The sequence below is a fragment of the Lysinibacillus sp. NPDC093688 genome, assembly GCF_050280145.1.
Taxonomy (GTDB): Bacteria; Bacillota; Bacilli; order Bacillales_A; family Planococcaceae; genus Lysinibacillus; species Lysinibacillus xylanilyticus_B.
In genome coordinates this window covers 1-20,696 of sequence record NZ_JBNNUX010000010.1, presented here as the reverse complement: position 1 = coordinate 20,696, position 20,696 = coordinate 1, and the positions used below count along the sequence as shown (strand labels likewise).

19 protein-coding genes are annotated in these 20,696 nt (G+C 35.0%); all 19 read left to right on the top strand.

All coding sequences use genetic code 11. The features are described from left to right. Positions 1-18 precede the first annotated feature (18 nt). A complete protein-coding gene (locus tag ACQKN2_RS10230; RefSeq protein WP_427414888.1) occupies positions 19-984 on the top strand; it encodes a glycosyltransferase family 2 protein in 966 nt (321 codons plus the stop codon). Positions 985-1,009: 25 nt separating this feature from the next. Then, entirely contained in the window at positions 1,010-2,509 is a 1,500-nt protein-coding gene (locus ACQKN2_RS10225) for a flippase (RefSeq protein WP_427414887.1), read from the top strand. 942 nt (positions 2,510-3,451) lie between these two features. Beyond that, positions 3,452-4,678, top strand: coding sequence for an ATP-grasp domain-containing protein (locus ACQKN2_RS10220; RefSeq protein WP_427414886.1), 1,227 nt, complete (start codon positions 3,452-3,454; stop codon positions 4,676-4,678). 21 nt (positions 4,679-4,699) lie between these two features. Then, positions 4,700-5,791 carry a DegT/DnrJ/EryC1/StrS family aminotransferase gene (locus ACQKN2_RS10215; RefSeq protein ID WP_427414885.1) on the top strand — a complete coding sequence of 364 codons (1,092 nt, stop codon included), beginning with the start codon at positions 4,700-4,702 and terminating at the stop codon, positions 5,789-5,791. 10 nt (positions 5,792-5,801) lie between these two features. Next, positions 5,802-6,512, top strand: coding sequence for a WbqC family protein (locus ACQKN2_RS10210; RefSeq protein WP_427414884.1), 711 nt, complete (start codon positions 5,802-5,804; stop codon positions 6,510-6,512). A gap of 47 nt (positions 6,513-6,559) precedes the next feature. After that, positions 6,560-7,486 carry a methionyl-tRNA formyltransferase gene (locus tag ACQKN2_RS10205; protein WP_427414883.1) on the top strand — a complete coding sequence of 309 codons (927 nt, stop codon included), beginning with the start codon at positions 6,560-6,562 and terminating at the stop codon, positions 7,484-7,486. 51 nt (positions 7,487-7,537) lie between these two features. Then, positions 7,538-8,242, top strand: coding sequence for a WbqC family protein (locus tag ACQKN2_RS10200; protein ID WP_427414882.1), 705 nt, complete (start codon positions 7,538-7,540; stop codon positions 8,240-8,242). Between the two features lie 60 nt (positions 8,243-8,302). Continuing rightward, positions 8,303-9,193 (top strand): glucose-1-phosphate thymidylyltransferase RfbA, encoded by an 891-nt coding sequence (rfbA, locus tag ACQKN2_RS10195; RefSeq protein WP_427414881.1) that lies wholly within the window; start codon positions 8,303-8,305, stop codon positions 9,191-9,193. 44 nt (positions 9,194-9,237) lie between these two features. Further along, entirely contained in the window at positions 9,238-10,236 is a 999-nt protein-coding gene (gene rfbB, locus ACQKN2_RS10190) for a dTDP-glucose 4,6-dehydratase (protein ID WP_427414880.1), read from the top strand. Between the two features lie 289 nt (positions 10,237-10,525). Then, a complete protein-coding gene (locus ACQKN2_RS10185) occupies positions 10,526-11,323 on the top strand; it encodes a TIGR00282 family metallophosphoesterase (RefSeq protein WP_427414879.1) in 798 nt (265 codons plus the stop codon). Between the two features lie 935 nt (positions 11,324-12,258). Further along, positions 12,259-12,525, top strand: a complete 267-nt coding sequence (locus tag ACQKN2_RS10180) for a stage V sporulation protein S (RefSeq protein WP_053594284.1) — start codon at positions 12,259-12,261, stop codon at positions 12,523-12,525. A 311-nt stretch (positions 12,526-12,836) separates the two neighbouring features. After that, complete coding sequence (locus ACQKN2_RS10175) at positions 12,837-14,576, top strand: 2-oxoacid:acceptor oxidoreductase subunit alpha (protein WP_427414878.1); 1,740 nt, start codon at positions 12,837-12,839, stop codon at positions 14,574-14,576. Further along, complete coding sequence (locus ACQKN2_RS10170) at positions 14,576-15,442, top strand: 2-oxoacid:ferredoxin oxidoreductase subunit beta (RefSeq protein ID WP_427414877.1); 867 nt, start codon at positions 14,576-14,578, stop codon at positions 15,440-15,442. The genes ACQKN2_RS10175 and ACQKN2_RS10170 overlap by 1 nt, the downstream gene beginning before the upstream one ends. A 638-nt stretch (positions 15,443-16,080) precedes the next feature. Continuing rightward, the gene (locus ACQKN2_RS10165; RefSeq protein WP_427414876.1) at positions 16,081-16,788 is read left to right on the top strand and encodes a lantibiotic protection ABC transporter ATP-binding protein; all 708 of its coding nucleotides are present in this window, start codon (positions 16,081-16,083) and stop codon (positions 16,786-16,788) included. A 1-nt stretch (position 16,789) separates the two neighbouring features. Continuing rightward, on the top strand, positions 16,790-17,518 hold the full coding sequence (locus ACQKN2_RS10160; RefSeq protein WP_427414875.1) for a lantibiotic immunity ABC transporter MutE/EpiE family permease subunit: 729 nt from the start codon (positions 16,790-16,792) through the stop codon (positions 17,516-17,518). 3 nt (positions 17,519-17,521) lie between these two features. Further along, positions 17,522-18,277, top strand: a complete 756-nt coding sequence (locus tag ACQKN2_RS10155) for a lantibiotic immunity ABC transporter MutG family permease subunit (RefSeq protein WP_427414874.1) — start codon at positions 17,522-17,524, stop codon at positions 18,275-18,277. Between the two features lie 28 nt (positions 18,278-18,305). Continuing rightward, positions 18,306-18,968 (top strand): response regulator transcription factor, encoded by a 663-nt coding sequence (locus tag ACQKN2_RS10150; RefSeq protein ID WP_427414873.1) that lies wholly within the window; start codon positions 18,306-18,308, stop codon positions 18,966-18,968. After that, on the top strand, positions 18,956-20,341 hold the full coding sequence (locus ACQKN2_RS10145) for a sensor histidine kinase (protein WP_427414872.1): 1,386 nt from the start codon (positions 18,956-18,958) through the stop codon (positions 20,339-20,341). Before ACQKN2_RS10150 ends, ACQKN2_RS10145 begins: the two co-directional genes overlap by 13 nt. A gap of 126 nt (positions 20,342-20,467) precedes the next feature. Further along, positions 20,468-20,696, top strand: a 229-nt coding sequence (locus tag ACQKN2_RS10140; protein WP_427414871.1) for a helix-turn-helix domain-containing protein, incomplete at its 3' end; no start/stop codon positions are given.

Below are 20,696 nucleotides of genomic sequence, written 5' to 3'. Positions count from 1 at the left end.
TTATAGGGAGGGGTTTGCTTGCAGGATAGTGAAATCATAGTAAGTGTCACGTTACTTGTTTACAATCACGAGAAATACTTACGTCAAGCTATAGATAGTATCCTCATGCAGGAAGTAGACTTTGACTTTGAAATACTTGTTGGTGATGATCATTCAACAGATAATTCAAGAGATATTATTCTTGAATATAAAAATAATTATCCAGATATATTTGTAATAAAATTTCAAGAACAAAATGTAGGCGGAACAAAAAATGAGTACGATTTGCTTATGGCAGCAAAAGGGAAATATATAGCATCTCTTGAAGGCGATGACTATTGGATTGATAACAAAAAATTGCAAAAGACTGTGGATTTTTTAGAACAAAATAGTGATTATTTAGGCGTGAGTCATATTATTGAAGCGCGTGATCTAGAAGGGAATTATATATCCAGGTACCCAAATTCACCTGAAATTATCGGCAAAGATGCTACTGTTAATTTGTTTTTGGAAGGTCATTATTTTTCTGCTGTAGCAACAGTTTTTAGAAATATTTTTTTAGACCTTAATCAGGATTATACAATTTATTACAAAGCGCATAAATTTGTTGGAGACCTGACATTCTGCATGTTGTTACTAAATAAAGGGAAGATAAAAATATTGGATCAGGTTATGTCAGTGTACAGGTATAGAAATGTCGATGGGGAAAGTAATTATAATTCAATAAGGAATGTAATTGAACAATACAACGATCATGTAGACATACTAAATGCTTTAAATAATTATTTTGAAAATAAATATGACTTTACAAGAGAATACCTAGTAAGAACATCCGTTGTTTTCCCTTACTGTATTAAATTTAATAAATTAAAAGAGTTTTATACAACTTTCAATAAACTTCCTTTAAATGTGAGAATACAATTTTGTGGATATTTCCCTATCTATTCGTTTAAGTGGTTATTAAAAAAGTTTAAAATTTTTGAAATGAAAACTTCTTTGCGATAGTTAATTATTGGGTAAGGGAGATTCCATGCGAAAAAATAAATCCATAAAAATAAACTTTTTTTATAATTTTTCTTTAAATATAATTAATGTATTATTTCCTCTTATAACAATACCTTATATTTTAAGGATATTAGGGGCAGAGAATCTTGGTAAATATAATTTTTCAATGTCCTTTTCGCAATGGTTTTTGATTTTTGCGACCTTTGGTACAGCAACTTATGGGATAAGAGAAATTGCAAAAGTTAGGGAAAATAAAAGGGAGTTAGATAAAACTTTTTCAGAAATATTTCTAATTAATTTTATTGCAACTACTATTTCATTAACTGTCTTTATAATTATTATATTTTTAAGCCCTAAAACAAATACAGAAATTGAACTATTTTTAGTTGCAGCAATATTGATCTTATTGAATTTATTTTCTATTGATTGGTTTTATATGGGGATAGAAGATTTTAAAATGATTACCATCAGAAGTTTGATTATAAAATTAATGTGTTTAGTTGGTATTTTTATATTCATTAATGAAAAAAATGATTATACATTATATGCATTAATAACGGTTTTGGCATTTGGTTTTGCGAACATTTTCAACTTTATCTATAGTAAAAAATTAGTTAAATTAACATTCAAGGAGTTAAACTTAAAAAGACATTTAAAGCTTCTTGTAGTATTTTTCTCATCGTCTATTATTGTTAGTATATATACAATTTTTGATCAAGTTTTTTTAGGTTTTTTTTCAACAAATACGGATGTAGCCTTTTACACTATTACAAAACAAATATATTTTATAGCTTTAAGTATTACAATGTCAATTTCGATTGTACTATTACCTAGACTAACCCATTTAGCGAAGAATGATTTTGAAGCATATAAAAATATGTTAATAAAATCGATTGATTATATTTATCTGTTTTCAATACCAACAGTTATAGGTTTAATTGTTTTATCAAAAGATATAATGCTGTTTTTTGGAGGAAAAGAATTTGAAGGTGCATTTATATCTTTAGTTATCATCTCCATTCTAGTATTAATAGTATCATTGGGAACGTGGCAATATGATCAATTATTTTTACCTCTAGCGCGAGAAAAAATAGGTTTAAGAACGCAGATAATTATGGCATTAATAAGTTTAATATTAAATATATTACTAGTTCCTAAATATGGATACATTGGTGCCAGTATTGGACTAGTCGTTGCTGAAGTTAGTGGGACTTTTTATGGTGTTTATTATGCCAAAATAAAAATTACAGAAGTGAACTTTAAATATTTAACTAAATCATTCCCCAAATATGTAGTTGCTTCAATTTTAATGGGTCTAATACTAATAGGTTTTAAATTGATAGGTTTTAATTCCATCTATAACATTGTCATTGGTATTTTAGGCGGTTCGTGCATATATTTTTGTTTACTTTATTCTTTTAAAGAAAGAATTTCCAAGGAAATTTTGCAATATCTTCACGTTAAAATCAATGGAATCCGAACATATCTCAGCGGAGATAGAAAAAAATCACTGGATGAAGTGTAAGGAGTAATAAGTCAAATTTTAGAATTGTAAACGAAAAAACAACACACCTTCTAACGAATCTACTGCTGTGAGATAATCATAGTAGATTCATTCGTTAGGAGGTTTTTTCATGACAAAATCTTAGCGACAAGACATGTGGCAAAACCTATAGCTACGTTCCAAGCGAGTGGCGAAAAAAATGTTACTGCATGGTGTAAGTAACACAACATTTGAAGTATGTATCAATGGTTAAAAAAGAAGAACGATTTCCTGATTCACCCTCTAAAACTGGATTTGGCCATCAAATTGTATAGCGAATGGTCATTAAGAAAATACAAATATCCACATTTTAATGCATATATGAAGTCGCTTGACACTGGGCCCCTAGCAATATGATTTAGGCTAAGAACCCCTAGTAGCAAGCTAAAATGGCAAACCAGCCTATCATATCGCTCACTACATGTAAAACGTCGCATACGTGAATTTATGCGTACTCTTAATGACAATTTAGTGCATTTCATAACGGCCATAACCACTAGAACACCATTGTGGTTATCTGTAGAAATTGAGCAGCTCATGCGAGGTGCACGAGCGAGTGCCATAATTTACAGTCTACTGGAAAGTCAAAGAAAATTAGTAAAACCCACTTTATTACAAAACGTATGTATTGAAACAATTACCATTAATCGAAATAACGGATGAGGTAGCCCTTGTCAACTCCTACCATCGTTGGAGACAATGCCAACAGACTTCTAATTTTCACATAATACTAAATAAAGCATACACAAACGCCCACAAAAATAGGTGGAAGTTATTTGGCACATCTAATTGATTACTCCACTATTATTAACAAAATTCTCATAATCTTATACGCGGATGAATAAACTACATATGATTAAACTATTTCAACGTATTTGATTCATAAACTTTGAATTTACTTCAAATAATGATAGGTGTGATGAATTGAAAAAACTGTTGATACTGGGTGGCGAATTTGATCAAATCCCAGCTATTAAAAAAGCAAGAGAAATGGGCCATTATGTTATAACTTGTGACTATACAAAAGAAAATGCTGGCCATCGGTATGCTAATGAATTCTACAATATTAGTTATACCGATAAAGAAGCAATTTTAGACTTGGCGAAGTTATTAAAAATTGATGGTATCGTTTGTTTTTCTACTGATGCTGCAGCACTAACAGTCGCCTATGTAGCTGAGTTGTTAGGTTTGGCATCAAATCCATTTAAGTCAGTTGAGATTGTGTCTAATAAGGATAGGTTTAGGGCATTTCTAAAAGAAAATAATTTTAATGTTCCTAAGGCTAAAGGGTATCATTCACTAGAAGAAGCAAAGGCAGATTTCTATAACTATAAAATGCCGGTTATGGTTAAACCAGTAGATTCGTCAGCGAGCAGAGGGGTTTCAAAAATAAACTCCTTGGACCTTCTTCAAGAAAAAGTGGAGAATGCCCTAAAATTTTCTCATGTCAAACGTTTTATTATAGAAGAATATATTGAAAATTATGGTTATCAGGTCGAGGGGGATGGTTTTTCTGTTAATGGTCAGCTTGTATTTCGATGTTTTGCTAATGGACATTTCATATCAAAATCATTAAATCCTGTAAATCCGTTTGTTCCAACAGGTCCGAGTTGGCCATCCAATATGCCTGAGCATATACAAAATAAAATTCATATTGAAATTCAAAGATTATTAAAACTATTAAATATGAAAACGGGTGCCTATAATTTTGATATTCAAATTGATGAACAAGAAAATGTTTATTTTTTGGACATGGGTGCAAGAAACGGTGGTCATTTGATTCCACATGTAACAAAATATGCAACAGGTATTGATATGATTGAATATACCATTAAAGCAGCATTGGGTGAAGATTGTCGTGATCTAACAATGGTTGAACCAAATGGCTATTGGTCATCCTATTTGATAAATAGTCAGAATAGCGGGATATTTAAAGGTATTGAAATTGATGATGAATTTAAGAAAAATAATATAGTTGAATATGATTTAACAGTAAAGATAAATGATTTTATTTCCGCTTATACTGGGTCCAACACTAAGCTTGGAACAATGGTACTGAAATTTTCTTCAATTGATGAAATGTTAGAGAAGATGGACAATATGGAAAATTGGATAAAGATCATTGTAGAAGATTCAGTAGTGAAAAATTAGTGAAGTAAAATGGGGGAAACGATGAAACCTATTCAAGTAACACAATCATCAATGCCTGATTTTGAGGAGTTTTCTGAAGAAATTAGAGGTATATGGGATAGTAGATGTCTAACTAACATGGGTGTAAAACATCTTCAATTAGAATCGGGATTGGAACAGTATTTAAAAACGCCTAATGTTTCGCTGTTCTCGAACGGGCATCTTGCGTTAGAGTATGCCATCGCAGCTTTAAATTTAAAAGGTGAAGTGATTACAACACCTTTTACCTTTGCATCCACAACGCATGCGATTGTTAGAAATGGATTAACACCTGTCTTCTGTGATATTGATCCGGATAACTATACGATCCAAGCTGACAACATCGAGCGTTTGATAACAGAAAAAACGTCGGCGATAATTCCTGTTCATGTTTATGGTAATATTTGTGATATTGCTAAAATTAATAGTATAGCAAAAAAGTATAATCTTAAAGTAATTTATGATGCTGCACATGCTTTTGGTATTACAGTCAATGATGAAGGGATCGCAAACTATGGTGATGTATCCATGTTCAGTTTCCATGCTACAAAAGTCTTTAATACGATTGAGGGTGGAGCATTAACTTTTAAGGACCCTAGTTTCAAAGATGTAATAAAAGCACATAAAAACTTTGGTATTACTGGACCAGAAACAATAGAGTATATTGGTGGTAATGCAAAAATGAATGAATTTCAGGCAGCTATGGGCCTTTGCAACCTTCGAAGTGTAGATCAAGAAATTAAAAAGAGAAAAAAAGTCTATAATAGATATGTCGAACAACTTAGTGGAGTTAAAGGAATCCAACTGTCGCTTCATCCAGAGTGTGTGAAAAGCAATTTTGCATACTTTCCTGTATTATTTGATGGGTTCAAACTTTCCCGTGATGAAGTTCATGAAAAATTAAAAAAAAATAATATTTTAACTAGAAAGTATTTTTACCCCTTAACAAATAGTTTTGAATGCTATAAAAATAGATTTAATACCGGAGAAACACCGGTTGCAAAATTTATAGCAGAAAGAGTCCTAACTTTACCATTGTACTCTGATTTATATCTAGATGATATTGACAAAATTGTAACTATTATTAAGTCATAGGGGGATTTGAGTGAGAGTAGCTTTAATGCAGCCCTATTTTTTTCCGTATTTAGGATATTTTCAATTGATCAATTCTGTAGATGAATTCGTTATTTTTGATAATGCACAACATGTTAGAAGAAGCTGGATATCTAGAAATAGAATTTTGAACGAGCATAAAGAAAGTGTTTTTATCAATGTTCCTATAAGTAAATCTCCTAGAGAAACAAAAATTAAAGATATTCTCATAAATAATAATATTAATTGGCAAGAAAAGCTTTTTGACCAATTAATATATTATAAACAAGCACCTTATTTTAACTATGTTTTAGATTTCTTAAATGACTGTTTATCTAATAGTAATCATAATAATTTAAGTGAATTTAATACAATACTCCTTCGCAAAACTTGCTCCCTATTATGCATAAAAACAGATATAACAATATTGTCGAAAAAATTTCCTGCTATTGAATCGGCCAATTCGGCAGATGAATGGGGCATTAAAGTGTCTAAAGCATTAAATGCTACCACCTATATTAATGCTATTGGTGGTAAAGATTTTTATAATCAGGAAAAATATCGAGATAATGGTATAAGCATATACTTTATTAAGCCTAGCCTATCCCCATACAAACAATTTGGTAAACAATTTATTCCGGGTCTCTCAATTATTGATGTCATGATGTTTAATGATATAAATAAAATTAAGGATATGTTAGAAATGGAAGTATTATTTCAATAGTTTTGATTTATATATGTAAACTAGCTTAATAATGGAGTTGAACTTAAATGTCTATTACAAATTTGAAAGTCATTTATATTACTATGGGCGTTTGTAACGTAATTAATACGTTACATGACTCTGCGATTAATATTATCGGTGTAGTTGAATCAAAACAAAGAAACGTGAATAAGCAAAACGAGGAATTAAAAAATTTTTGTTTAGAAAAAGGGTTACCTTATTATTTTATGAACGAAGGCTGTAATGATTGTTTAGAAAATTGGGTTAAGGAGCTTGAGCCCGATTTGATAGTGATCTACGGAATGTCTGAATTGTTAAAAGGAAATATCTTGAATATCCCTAAAAAAGGATGTATTAATTTACACTTATCATTACTGCCTAAATACAGAGGATCTCATCCGATTTTTTGGACCTTTTATAACTATGATTTAAATCCCGGTGCAACAGTTCATTTTATTGACGAGGGCGAGGATACAGGGAGTATTATCTATCAAGAAAGTTATGAATTGCCAATTGGATCTACAGAGGAAGAACTGGTATTTTTGAGCTCGGGCATTGGGGTTAAATTACTTATAAAGTCAATTATTGACATCGAGAATAATTGTGCGCCGAATATAAAGCAACCTTTCAAAAGTCCGACTGTTCGAGCTAGGCAAATTCAGCCTGATGAATATAAAGAAATTATAAATTGGAAGGAATGGGAAATAGAGAGAATTTGGCACTTGTTAAGAGGGACACAAAATTGGTTCAATGTGTTTGATTTTTCTGAGATTCAAGGGAATGTTTCTAAATGGCGAATATTGAATTATGTAAAACAAGATGTTAAATACTGGTTAAAATTAGGGAAAGTATATAAAAGGGGTAATCTTTTTTTTGTATTATGTGGACTCGGTTATATTTACATGGAAATAAGTATGGAAGTAGAATCATTATTTTTAAGTTTAGATTTGTTGAAAAATATTTTTGTCTATTAAGAAGGTGATCAAGAAATTTAAATCAAAGTAACAAATGAGGAAGGTAAAATAATGAGAGTAGCTATTATGCAACCATATTTTTTCCCTTATATCGGTTATTTTTCTTTGTTACAGGCTGCAGATATGTTTGTTATTCTTGATACCGTGCAATTTCAAAGGAAAAGCTGGATGAAGAGAAATAAAATTATTACTTTTAAAGGTGGTAGCACGTATATAGAATTACCAGTGAAAAAGGCTCCTTTAGATACTTTAATCAATCAAATTGTAATTAACAATGAAATAGATTGGAAAACGACGTTGTTTAGTCAATTATTGGTCTATAAAAAGGCTCCCTTTTATAATGAAACAATTAACACAGTGAATAGTGTTTTAAATGAAGATACAAATAAATTAGTGGATATTAATAAAAATATTTTGCTTGAAATAAGTAATTATCTTAGGTTAGATTGTGAAATTGTAGTATTTTCTGAAATGAAAATTAAAGTGGAAGATGTAAATAGTGCTGACGAATGGGCATTAAATATTTCAAAAGCTTTAAACGCTACGGAATACATTAATCCCCCAGGAGGAGTATCTTTTTTCAATAAACAAAAATATAAAGATAGTAATATTGAATTGAAATTTATTAAAAACAAATTGAGGCAATATAAACAATTTCATTTTAATTTTATACCAGGATTATCCATGATAGATGTTATGATGTTCAACAGCAAAGAAGAGATTCGCACGATGTTAACTGATTATGATGAGATTTGAAAAAAAGTAATCCAGGATTTTCATTTGAGTTTTTTAACATTGACAAGAGGTGAATATCGGATGAAAGGAATTATTTTAGCTGGGGGTTCAGGAACTCGACTTTATCCTCTGACGAAATCTGTTTCTAAACAAATGCTACCCATTTACGATAAACCGATGATTTATTATCCGCTTTCTGTATTGATGCTCGCAGGAATCAAAGAAATTCTAATCATCTCTACTTCTCGGGATATTGTAGGGTTTAACGAGCTTTTAGGGGATGGCTGTAAGTTAGGAATGAACTTTGAATATGCAGTTCAGGAAAATCCTAATGGCCTTGCAGAAGCCTTTATAATTGGAGAGGAGTTTATCGGTGATTCACCAGTCGCATTAGTATTAGGTGATAATATCTTCTATGGTTCTAATTGGAGCAATCGTTTACAAGCTGCTGCGTCTTTATCGACCGGAGGCATTATTTTTGGATGTTATGTGAATGATCCAAGGGCCTATGGTGTAGTAGAGGTAGATGAGCAGATGAATGCTATATCAATAGAAGAAAAACCGGAATTCCCTAAATCCTCCTACGCAGTCCCAGGGTTGTATTTTTTTGATAATCAAGTAGTAGATATCGCAAAAAACGTAAAGCCTTCAGCACGAGGTGAAGTGGAAATTACATCCATTATAGATGTATATCTGCAAAGAGGTGAACTAAAAGTAGAGCTTACAGGTAGAGGCTTGGCGTGGTTAGATACAGGTACTCATGAGTCATTACTTGAGGCGTCAAACTTTGTAGAGGCTATACAAAAAAGGCAAGGGCTATATATTGCTTGCATTGAAGAAATAGCATTCAGAAGAGGATATATATCAAAGAAACAGTTATTAGATCTTGCGCAACCTCTACTGAAGACAGAGTATGGTAAATATTTGGTTGAAGTTTCTCATTCATTAAACAACTCTCATGTGACAATGTAGAGTTTTTTTATTTCAGTCGAATACGTTTAATAGAGGTGAGACAGATGACAAAGAAAAAAATCCTGGTTACTGGTGGAGCAGGGTTTATTGGTGGAAACTTTGTTAAATACATGGTTAAAAAGTACCCTGAGTATGCAATTTATAATGTAGATGTATTAACATATGCAGGCGATTTAACGAAACACCGTGATATAGAAAAAATGGGGAATTATCATTTTGTTAAAGCAGATATTGTAGATTATGATGTGATTATTTCTTTATTTGAGAAAGAGAAGTTTGATTATGTTGTGCATTTTGCAGCTGAAAGTCATGTAGATCGTTCCATCACAAATCCTGCGATATTTGTCTCTACGAATGTACAAGGAACACAGGTGTTATTGAATGCTGCACGACAAGTAGGAATTACCAAATTTGTTCATGTCTCTACAGATGAAGTATACGGTGAATTGGATTTTGATCCAACAACTTTTTTTACTGAAGAAACACCGTTACAACCAAAAAGTCCATATAGTGCAAGTAAAGCTTCCTCTGATTTTTTAGTACAAGCGTATCACCATACTTATGGAGTGCCAATTAATATTACACGATGTTCTAACAATTATGGGCCTTATCACTTCCCGGAAAAATTAATTCCTTTAACGATTACGCGTGTATTAAATGAAGAAAAGGTTCCTATATATGGTGATGGTCAAAACATTCGTGATTGGTTACACGTGTTTGATCATTGTGCTGCCATTGATTTAGTTTTACATGAAGGTGTAAATGGAGAAGTATATAATGTTGGTGGGCATAATGAACGTACGAATTTAGAAGTAGTTAAAACTATAATTCGTACAGTAGGGAAATCAGAAGCATTAATAGAGTTTGTAGCAGACCGTTTAGGACATGATAAGCGATATGCAATTGATGCAACAAAATTAGAACAATTAGGTTGGCAACCGATATATACTTTTGAAACTGGAATTGCTCAAACGATTCAATGGTACATGGAAAACAAAGAATGGTGGGAGCAAATTATTAATGGGGAATATCAAAATATGTAGGAGATGACTTCAACCTATTCATCTAAAATCACCCCAAAATAGTATATGAGAAAATGTTGTAATCGGTTTGAAGACGATTAATCAAATAAAAAACGGCTTTTCATTAAAATCTTAGCTTTGATCATATTCGTAAATTATAAAGATATTATGTCCTTGTATCGTTACAATCACAATGAAATAAGCCTGTACAAAACGCAAATCCTGGATGGATTTGCGTTTTATTTTGCGATTTACTAGGATTAGGTGGTAAACTAAAAGATGCTAATTAAAGAAAGTGTGGTCTTGAAAAATGAAAGTTTTATTTATAGGTGATATTGTAGGTTCAATCGGCCGAGATGCAGTGGAAAAATATTTACCACGCTTAAAGAAAAAATATAACACAGATGTTGTTATTGCCAATGGTGAAAACGCAGCAGCAGGACGTGGAATTACACGTAATATTTATAATGACCTATTGCAAATGGGTGTAGATGTTATTACGATGGGTAATCATACTTGGGATAATAAAGATATTTTTGATTTTATAGATGATGCAGATTATTTAATACGCCCTGCAAACTTTTCAAGTGATGCCCCAGGTAAAGGTATGGTGCAAATTTCAAAAAACGGTGTAACGCTATCCGTTATTAATTTACACGGTCGCGTGTTTTTACCTCCTCATGAGGATCCATTTGCGATGGCAGAGCAATTAATCGAAGAAGCACATAAAACGTCACCGCTTGTATTCGTGGATTTTCATGCAGAAGCGACAAGTGAAAAAATTGCCCTTGGATGGCACTTAGATGGAAAGGCCTCGGCAGTCGTTGGTACACATACACATGTGCAAACAGCTGATGCACGTATTTATCCAAATGGAACAGCCTATATTACGGACGTTGGAATGACAGGTCCATACGATGAAATTTTAGGGATGACAAAGGAAAGTGTCATTTATAAATTCCAAACAAATATGCCATCTCGTTTTGAAGTGCCTAAAAAAGGACGCGATGTGTTAAGTGGTTTCTTTGTAGACATTGATGATAAAACAGGAAAAGCTCGACATTGTGAGCGAGTGTATATAAACGAAGATTACCCGTTCCAAGCATAAGAAGAGAAACTATTGTGTATGAAAAAATGCACAATAGTTTTTTGTTTTGAAAATTTGTTAATTCGATGAAATTAAAGCATCATAATAAAATATGACTCTTCGGCAAAACGAGGGATTGATTTCCGTTCCGACTGGGCGCTTTCCTGGGGGCGTCCGATGAGCCGCTTCACTCGCTTTGCTCGCTCCGGGGTCTCGGGCCAACACGATGTTGGTCACGAAGGCGTTATCACAGGATGTGATGGTTTTAGCCTTCGTTCCTCTATCGCTAATCCCCGAGGAGTCGCCCAGTCTCCACTCCAATCAACCTCTTCACTTAGCTTGTATTTCTGGCATGTTACTCTAATTTATAGTGATAAAACAAAACTTTAACAAGATGTGCTTTTGAGCGAAAGCGAAGCGGCATCAACGACATATATACAATCACCTTAACTGTTATAAGTTTCTATTCTGAAGAGAGTAACCATTTAGGTTCACTTTTGAAATACTTAAATTTTATAAAAGTTCTACACTATTGTTGATTGCAGTGGAAGGCTACTCGACTCCCGTGGGATAGCGATAGAGGAACGAAAACCATCACATCCTGTGATAACGCCTTCGTGACCAACATCGTGTTGGCCCGAGACTCTGCACGGAGCGGATGTTTTCTGTGCGAAAGCGAAGCGCCAGCAACAAAACGAGTAGCCTGTAACGGAAATCATCCCCTCGTTTTGCAAAGGAGCCCAAGTTATTTTAAATGGCACCTTTATTTCATTGACAAAGTAATTTTCTAACAGTAATTTTCAGTCTTTTTAGATTATTTTAATATATAAGGAATGAAAATAGTCTATTTCCTTCTTGCCGAGCATAAAATGACCTATCGACAATAACTTAGGGTCCAAAAGGGGGACATGAGTTATTGAGCGTAAACACTATTCGCGAAACGGGGAGGAATAATTGTGGATTCATTAAAAGTATCATCACGCTCTAATCCAAATTCAGTTGCAGGTGCATTAGTCGCGGTAATCAGAGAAAAAGGGCAAGCAGAAATGCAGGCAGTTGGGGCGGGTGCACTTAACCAAGCCGTGAAAGCAGTGGCCATCGCACGCGGATTTGTAGCGCCAAGTGGCACAGATTTAATTTGCGCACCGGCGTTTGCCGATATTTTAATTGCTGGTGAGGAACGTACAGCCTTAAAGCTTCTTGTAGAAAAGCGTACTCGATAAAAAAGTTATGAAGTAAAATGCCTTGCACATAATAAGCTGCAAGGCATTTTTGCGTTTATATAGACAATAAGGATATCAGGAAGAGAATCCCTCATGCTCTACATACTAACATGTTAAATGTCACTTGAAATCAGCAAGTTAATTTTTTAAACTTAATTGATTTGATAATTACAACTTTATGAACGACGTTTTCAGTCAAAGGTCTGAATTTCGCTGAAATCGCGTAATAACAATAGTGCAGACCGTTTCTTCGTGTTAAACTTATGAAGGAAAAATAATAGTATATACATTGGATCTAAGGAGTTGTTGACATGTTACATCAGCTTTCATGGAAAGTCGGTGGGCAACAGGGTGAAGGGATTGAAAGTACAGGGGAAATCTTCTCAACGGCAATGAATCGTTTAGGTTACTTCCTATACGGTTATCGTCATTTCTCTTCTCGAATTAAAGGTGGCCATACCAATAATAAAATTACAGTTCGTCCAACAGAAGTACGTTCAATTGCGGATGATTTAGATATTTTAGTAGCGTTCGATCAAGAAACAATCGATGTCAATTATAAAGAGTTAACAGAAAACGGCATTATTTTAGCGGATTCAAAATTTGATCCAGTGAAGCCAGAAGATTCAAAAGCACCATTATTTGCGGTACCTTTTACAGAAGTGGCTGCAGAGCTTGGCACTTCATTGATGAAAAATATGGTGGCAATCGGGGCAACAGCTTCATTGCTAAATTTAGAGGACGAAGTGTTCCAAAATGTTGTAGATGATATTTTTGGCAGAAAAGGTGAAGAAGTTGTTCAGAAAAACATGGAAGCCATTACACGCGGCCGTGAATTAATGAATGAGCTTTTAGGCGATCGTGTAGGTGAATGGGCTTTAGCACCAGCCGATGGTAAACGCCGTATGTTCATGATTGGGAACGATGCAATAGCACTTGGTGCACTTGCAGCTGGGACACGCTTAATGGCAGCTTACCCAATTACACCGGCTTCTGAGATTATGGAATACCTTATTAAAAAATTACCGAATTTCGGTGGTACGGTTATTCAAACAGAAGACGAAATTGCTGCAGCGACAATGGCAATTGGGGCAAACTTTGGTGGGGTTCGTGCCTTTACAGCTTCAGCTGGTCCTGGTCTTTCATTAATGATGGAAGCAATTGGTCTTTCAGGTATGACAGAGCAGCCACTAGTAGTTGTTGACACACAACGTGGTGGTCCGTCAACAGGGTTACCAACAAAACAAGAGCAATCAGATTTAATGGCGATGTTATATGGTACGCATGGTGAAATTCCTAAAGTAGTGATTGCACCTTCTACAATGGATGAAGCATTCTTTGACACAATACAAGCGTTTAACATTGCGGAGGAATTACAATTACCAGTTATTTTAATGACTGACTTGCAATTATCTCTAGGGAAACAATCTGTGGAGCCATTCGATTACAATAAAATTGAAATTCGCCGCGGTAAAATTGTTACTGACGACATTGAAGGAGCGGCTGATAAAGCATACTTCAAACGTTATGAGAATACTGAAGACGGTATTTCACCGCGTGTGCTACCGGGTGCATTAAACGGTATTCACCATGTAACAGGGGTTGAGCACGATGAAACAGGTAAGCCATCTGAAGCATCTGGTAACCGTCAAGTACAAATGGATAAACGTTTCCGTAAGCTAGCGGCTTTGAAATTTGATAATCCAGTATTTTCAAATACGCCACACGAAGAAGCGGATATTTTATTAGTCGGCTTTAACTCAACACGTGGAGCTATTGAAGAAGTACAAGAACGATTAAATGCTCAAGGTATGAAGGTGAATCATGCACATATTCGTTTAATTCACCCATTCCCATCTGCTGAAGTGGCACCACTTGTAGCAAAAGCGAAAAAAGTAATCGTTGTAGAAAATAACTACACAGGTCAATTAGCAAATATTATGAAGATGAATATCGGTGGTCACGATAAAATCGAGACGATCACAAAATATAATGGTACACCATTCTTGCCAGGTGAATTAGAAAATCGTGTGAAGGAGTTGACTCGCTAATGGCAACATTTAAGGATTTTCGTAATACAGTGAAACCAAACTGGTGCCCAGGCTGTGGTGACTTCTCTGTACAAGCAGCAATTCAGCGCGCTGCGGCTAATGTTGGTATTGAACCAAACGAATTAGCTGTCATCTCTGGGATCGGCTGTTCTGGTCGTATTTCAGGCTACATTAATTCTTACGGTTTCCACGGTATTCATGGCCGTGCATTACCAATTGCACAAGGTTTGAAAATGGCTAACCGTGATTTAAACGTTATTGCTTCTGGCGGTGACGGGGATGGCTTTGCGATTGGTATGGGTCATACAATCCATTCCATCCGTCGCAATATTGACATCACGTACGTTGTTATGGATAACCAAATTTATGGGTTAACAAAAGGGCAAACATCTCCACGCTCTGCTGCAGGATTTATTACAAAATCTACGCCAGGTGGTGCGATTGAACCTTCACTAAAGCCGTTAGAAGTCGCTTTAACTAGTGGAGCTACATTTGTGGGACAAGGCTTCTCAACAGATATTAAAGAATTAACAGCTTTAATTGAAGCGGGCATTAATCATAAAGGCTTCTCATTCATCAATGTATTCTCACCTTGTGTTACGTATAACAAAGTGAATACGTATGATTGGTTTAAAGAAAACTTAACGAAGCTTGCTGACATCGAGGGCTATGACAATGCTGACCGTGCTATGGCAATGCGTACAGTGATGGAGCATGAAGGTTTAGTAACAGGTATTATTTATCAAGATACTGAAACAGCTTCATATCAAGAAAAAGTACAAGGCTACTCAGAGCTACCATTAACGGATATTGATATTAATATGAGCGAAAATGATTTTAATAAATTAGTGAAAGAATTTATGTAAATCAAATTTTATATTGCATGAAAAAAGCATTTGGAATACTTCCAAATGCTTTTCGTGTTTTTGAAAGGCTATGTAATTAAATAAAGTATTGCTCTTCGGCAAAACGAGAGGTTGATTTCCGTTCCGGCTGGGCGCTTTCCTGGGGGCGTCCGATGAGCCGCTTCACTCGCGTTGCTCGCTCCAGGGTCTCGGGCCAACACGATGTTGGTCACGAAGGCGTTATCACAGGATGTGATGGTTTTAGCCTTCGTTCCTCTATCGCTGATCCCCGAGGAGTCGCCCAGTCTCCACTCCAATCAACCACTTCATTTAGCATGTATTTGGAATGCCACTTTAGTATAAAGTGAACCTTCAGGAAGATGTTTTTGTGCGAAAGCGAAGCGGCAACAGCCAAATGAAAATCACTTCACTGTAATAAGTTAATTCTGTTTCGATTATGGAGAGTAGCCATAGCGTTCCTTTTGGAATTGATAAAAGGTCTGCCAAATCGTTGGATTTTAATTTATTTAAAGCACCACAACATTCACAAACCTTTACCAACTAAATTTTCATAGTGACAATCTACAAAAAATTTCTGCTATCCTTATAAAATCCTTATAATCGTTTTCTACACTATAATCATCGAAAGGAAGATGATTATGGAAGATATTATTTTACAAACAGAAAATCTTAGTAAAAGCTTTAAGGGGCAAAAAATTGTAGAGGACTTGTCGTTAACGATACCTCGTAATACTGTTTACGGTTTACTTGGTCCAAATGGTGCAGGGAAATCAACAACGTTAAAAATGATTACGGGGATGTTGCGCCCGAATGCAGGAAAGATACATTTTAATGGACGTGAATGGAATCGTAATGATTTAAAAGACATGGGTGTATTAATTGAAACACCACCGCTTTATGAAAATTTAACGGCAAGAGAAAATCTCAAGGTTCGAACGATTTCCCTCGGATTGCCACAGTCACGTATTGACGAAGTATTAAGAATTGTTGACTTGACTAATACAGGAAAGAAACGAGCAGGACAGTTTTCATTAGGGATGAAACAACGTCTAGGAATAGCTATTGCGTTATTAAACTATCCAAAGCTTTTAATTCTTGATGAGCCCACAAATGGTCTCGATCCAATTGGCATTCAAGAGCTTCGGAAGCTGATTCGCTCTTTTCCAGAGCAAGGCATTACGGTTATTTTATCTAGCCATATCCTGTCAGAGGTAGAGCAGGTCGTTGATGAAATTGGCATCATCGCGGGAGGGAAATTAGGTTATCAGGGAGTTGCCCCTAAAGGTCAGGAATTAGAATCATTATTTATGCAAGTTGTGTCTGCCAATAGAAAGGCAGGCATGTAACATGATATCAATTATGAAGGCTGAAAGATTAAAGTGGAAAAAGACTTTTATTCCTAAATTAGTTTGGCTAGCGCCCATTGTGGCGATCTTACTACCGGCATTATTAATGGGGGGAAGTTTTTTTCAAAGTGGCGCTTATAATTGGTGGTATACAATGCTCCTGCCGGGTGCACTGACGATTTGTTGTGTATCGGTGATCGAAAAAGATGCTAAATTGAAATACCATAGTATACTCGCAATGCCGATTGATCTGAAGAAGATTTGGTTTGGAAAAATACTTGCATGTAGTGCCTGGCTGTTATTAATTACACTTATTTTCTTTATAGGTATTACTGCTGGTGGAATACTTTTTGGCAATAGCTATTCTTTCATAAATAGTCTGACGGGTAGTTTATTAATTTTCGTCACGTTTTTATGGCAAATTCCACTTTGTCTATTCCTTGCGGCAAAATTAGGAACGTATATGGCTATTTTCATAAATTTAGTCGGCAATATTGCTGGTATGATCGCATTTGCGAATGAGGAATTTTGGTATAGTGTTCCTTATGCCATTACAGCAAGACTAATTTGTCCAACACTAGAAATTTTACCAAATGGTCTGCCAGTGCCTGAGGGTAGCCCGTTATTAAGCATGGCGGTTATAGTTCCGGGCATTCTAATTGCTTTAGCATGGTTTGCATTTATCAGTTTCCTCACTGCACGTTGGTTTCAGAAAAGGGAGGCGAAATAGTGTATGGTAATGTTAAGATTACTGAGAGCGGAGTTTCTTAAAGTAAAAAGAACACCATTTTTGCTCGCACATCTAATTGTACCTATTATTATTTCAGGGATATTATTAGCATACTATACTTATTCACCATGGGGTTTTAATGATAGGGTGACGGCTTATCTTCAAGCAGTAGCATGCGGGTTTCCAATTATTATTGGATTAGTCTGTGCAATGGCAGCGGAGCAAGAAGCAACTGCAGGGCATTTTCAGGAGATGCTAACAACTACTAAAACAAAAATAGTGGCCTATTTAAGCAAGTTGCTACTGTTATTGTTATTTAGTTTTGGAGCAATATTACTGTCTATCGGTATTTTTAGTGTTGGTTTTATTGAACTTTTGCATGAAGATACTTTTGGTTATCAATTTTATTTTATTGCTGGATGTATTCTATTTGTAAGCTTTGCATTTTTATATATTTTACATTTTTTTGTTAGTCTTCATTTTGGGAAAGGCGCTTCAATAGGATTAGGTATTGTGGGATCACTAATAGTAGCCTTGCTACTCACTGGATTAGGTGATGGTATTTGGTCATTTACACCTTATGGTTGGGGTGGTCACTTTGTTTCGTTATGGACAATGAAGGCGTCAGGGCTTGACCTATCAACAGTGGAAATAGGACTACAGGAAGGTATTATTGCTTCCGTTTGCGGAACATTGCTAGCGTTAGTTTTATCTTGTTTATGGTTTTGGAAATGGGAAGGAAGAAAGTCTGATAATTAGGGTATGAAGAAATGATGAGGGTAGAAATATGGCGAAAATATTAGCGGTAGATGATGAAAATGGTATTTTAGTATTGATAAAAAATGCATTACTAAAAGATGAACATTTAGTAACGGCAGTCTCTGATGCAACAGAAGTAAGTAAAATGGATCTTGGTGCCTTCGATTTAATTTTACTGGATGTGATGATGCCTGAAATAGATGGATTTACTCTATGTGGCCAAATACGTCATGCTGTAGATTGTCCCATCCTTTTTTTAACGGCTAAATCATTAGAGGTGGATCTAATGTATGGTCTAGGTCTTGGTGCTGATGATTATATTATCAAGCCGTTTGGCATTGGAGAGCTACGTGCAAGAGTGAATGCGCATTTGAGACGCGAAAAAAGAGAAAGACGTAGTATCCTTTTTGTAGATAACATTCACTTCAATCTTTCTGGCAAAGAGCTGTTTGTAAATGAGGAGAAGGTAATGCTGACAAAAAGCGAATATGAAATATGCGAATTTCTCGCTCGAAACCGTGGACAGGTGTTTTCGAAAGAAAATATTTATGAAACTATTTTTGGGTTTGATGGGAAGAGTGACAGTACTGCTATTACGGAGCATATTAAAAATATTCGTTCAAAGTTACATGCCTTTAATGTTGACGCCATTGACACTGTTTGGGGGATCGGATATAAATGGAGACAATAAAGCCTACTAAAGGAACACGACTACATACTTTTTTTCTTCGATACCTCCTTTTCCTAAGTTTAGGCACCATTCTGTTAGTAGTACTGCTGATCGGTTTAACGATATTTGCCCTTTCTACCAACATCGTATTACCAGCAAATTATGCAGAAACTCAAATTTCATTATCAAGAGATCGGATTGCGTCTAGTAGTACAGTTACAGCTGATATGATCCCAGACCTTGTTGATTACGCAGTCTTTTCTAAAGAAGGTAAACTTCTTAAAGGAAATCTTTCAGAGAAGGAAGCCTCTAAAGCTTGGGATGCAATGAAAAAAGAGCAAACTCAAGGTATCGCCCAATTTTACTCGTTTATAGAGCGAGAAAATGAGATTTGTATATTACGGTATTATATATTGCCACAGTATCGTTCGACTATTATGAGGAAATATTTACCCAATCCACAACTGTTAGATGTTCTATTATTTATTATAGGAATAATAACGCTAGTAACTGTACTTGCTATCCATTTTGGAAGAAAGCTTAAGAAAAAAATGTTTGGCTTGCAGGAAGCGATTGAAAAAATACAAAATCAAAATTTGGATTTTACGATAAACCCTTCTGGAATCCGTGAAATAGATGAAATATCCATTTCTCTTGAACATATGAGAGAGGCTTTAAACAGCTCCTTAAAACAACAATGGGAATCAGAACAAGCACGTAGAGAACAAATTTCTGCCCTTGCTCACGATCTGAAAACTCCTCTTACAATTATTCGAGGGAATGCAGAGCTTTTACAGGATACTGTTCAAGATGCTACTCAAAAAGAATATAATACCTATATTTTGAAAAATACAATCGAAATAGAAAAATTCACGAATGAGCTGATTGATTTATCGAAAATGGAAAAAAATATCGCTCGTGAAAAAACGAATGTTAAAACGGATGTATTTATGACAGACGTAGAGCATCAAATGAGAGCTCTTTCGGTGGAAAAAAAGCTTCAAGTGGATGTCCAAAAGGAGTTGCTTCCCGCACTTATATTTATCGATGGAGAGCAGTTCTATCGAGCGATATTAAATGTTATTGCCAATGCGGTAGAGCACACACCTGAAAATGGCAAGGTAACATTAACTGTGCAAGGTGCTGCTGATGTTATTCAATTTACCGTTACCGATAGCGGCTGTGGATTTTCTACGAAGGATTTACATGAGGCTACCAAACAGTTTTATCGCGGAGATCCAAGTAGAAATGCAGGAAATCACCATGGGATGGGGCTTTATATTGCCCAATCAATTGCTCAGAGTCATGGTGGCACACTGCTAATTGACAATGATTTAGCAGCTGGTGGGGGAAAAGTGACCATAACAATCCCGATCAATTTCACCTTGACGTAATTGTTGCTGTCGCTTTGCTTTCGGTCACGTTATATCAAGCAAAAAAGACAACTTCTACTTTGATATGCTCCCCATTAGGTAGACAGATTAAAAAATAAAATCTGTTTATCTAAGGGGAGTTTTTTTATGGCTCGAAGTAAGCATACGATTGAAGTGAAATTAAACGTTCTTCAATTATTAAATGAAGGCTATTATTCTATCAAAGAATTATGTGAAAAATTCTTAGTAAATAAGCAAACTATTCAAATTTGGAAGATTAAATATGAAGCGTACGGTGTAGAGGGACTTACCGAAACAACTTCTTGGACGAGGTATTCCAAAGAATTAAAGGTAGAAGCAGTAGAAGATTATCTTC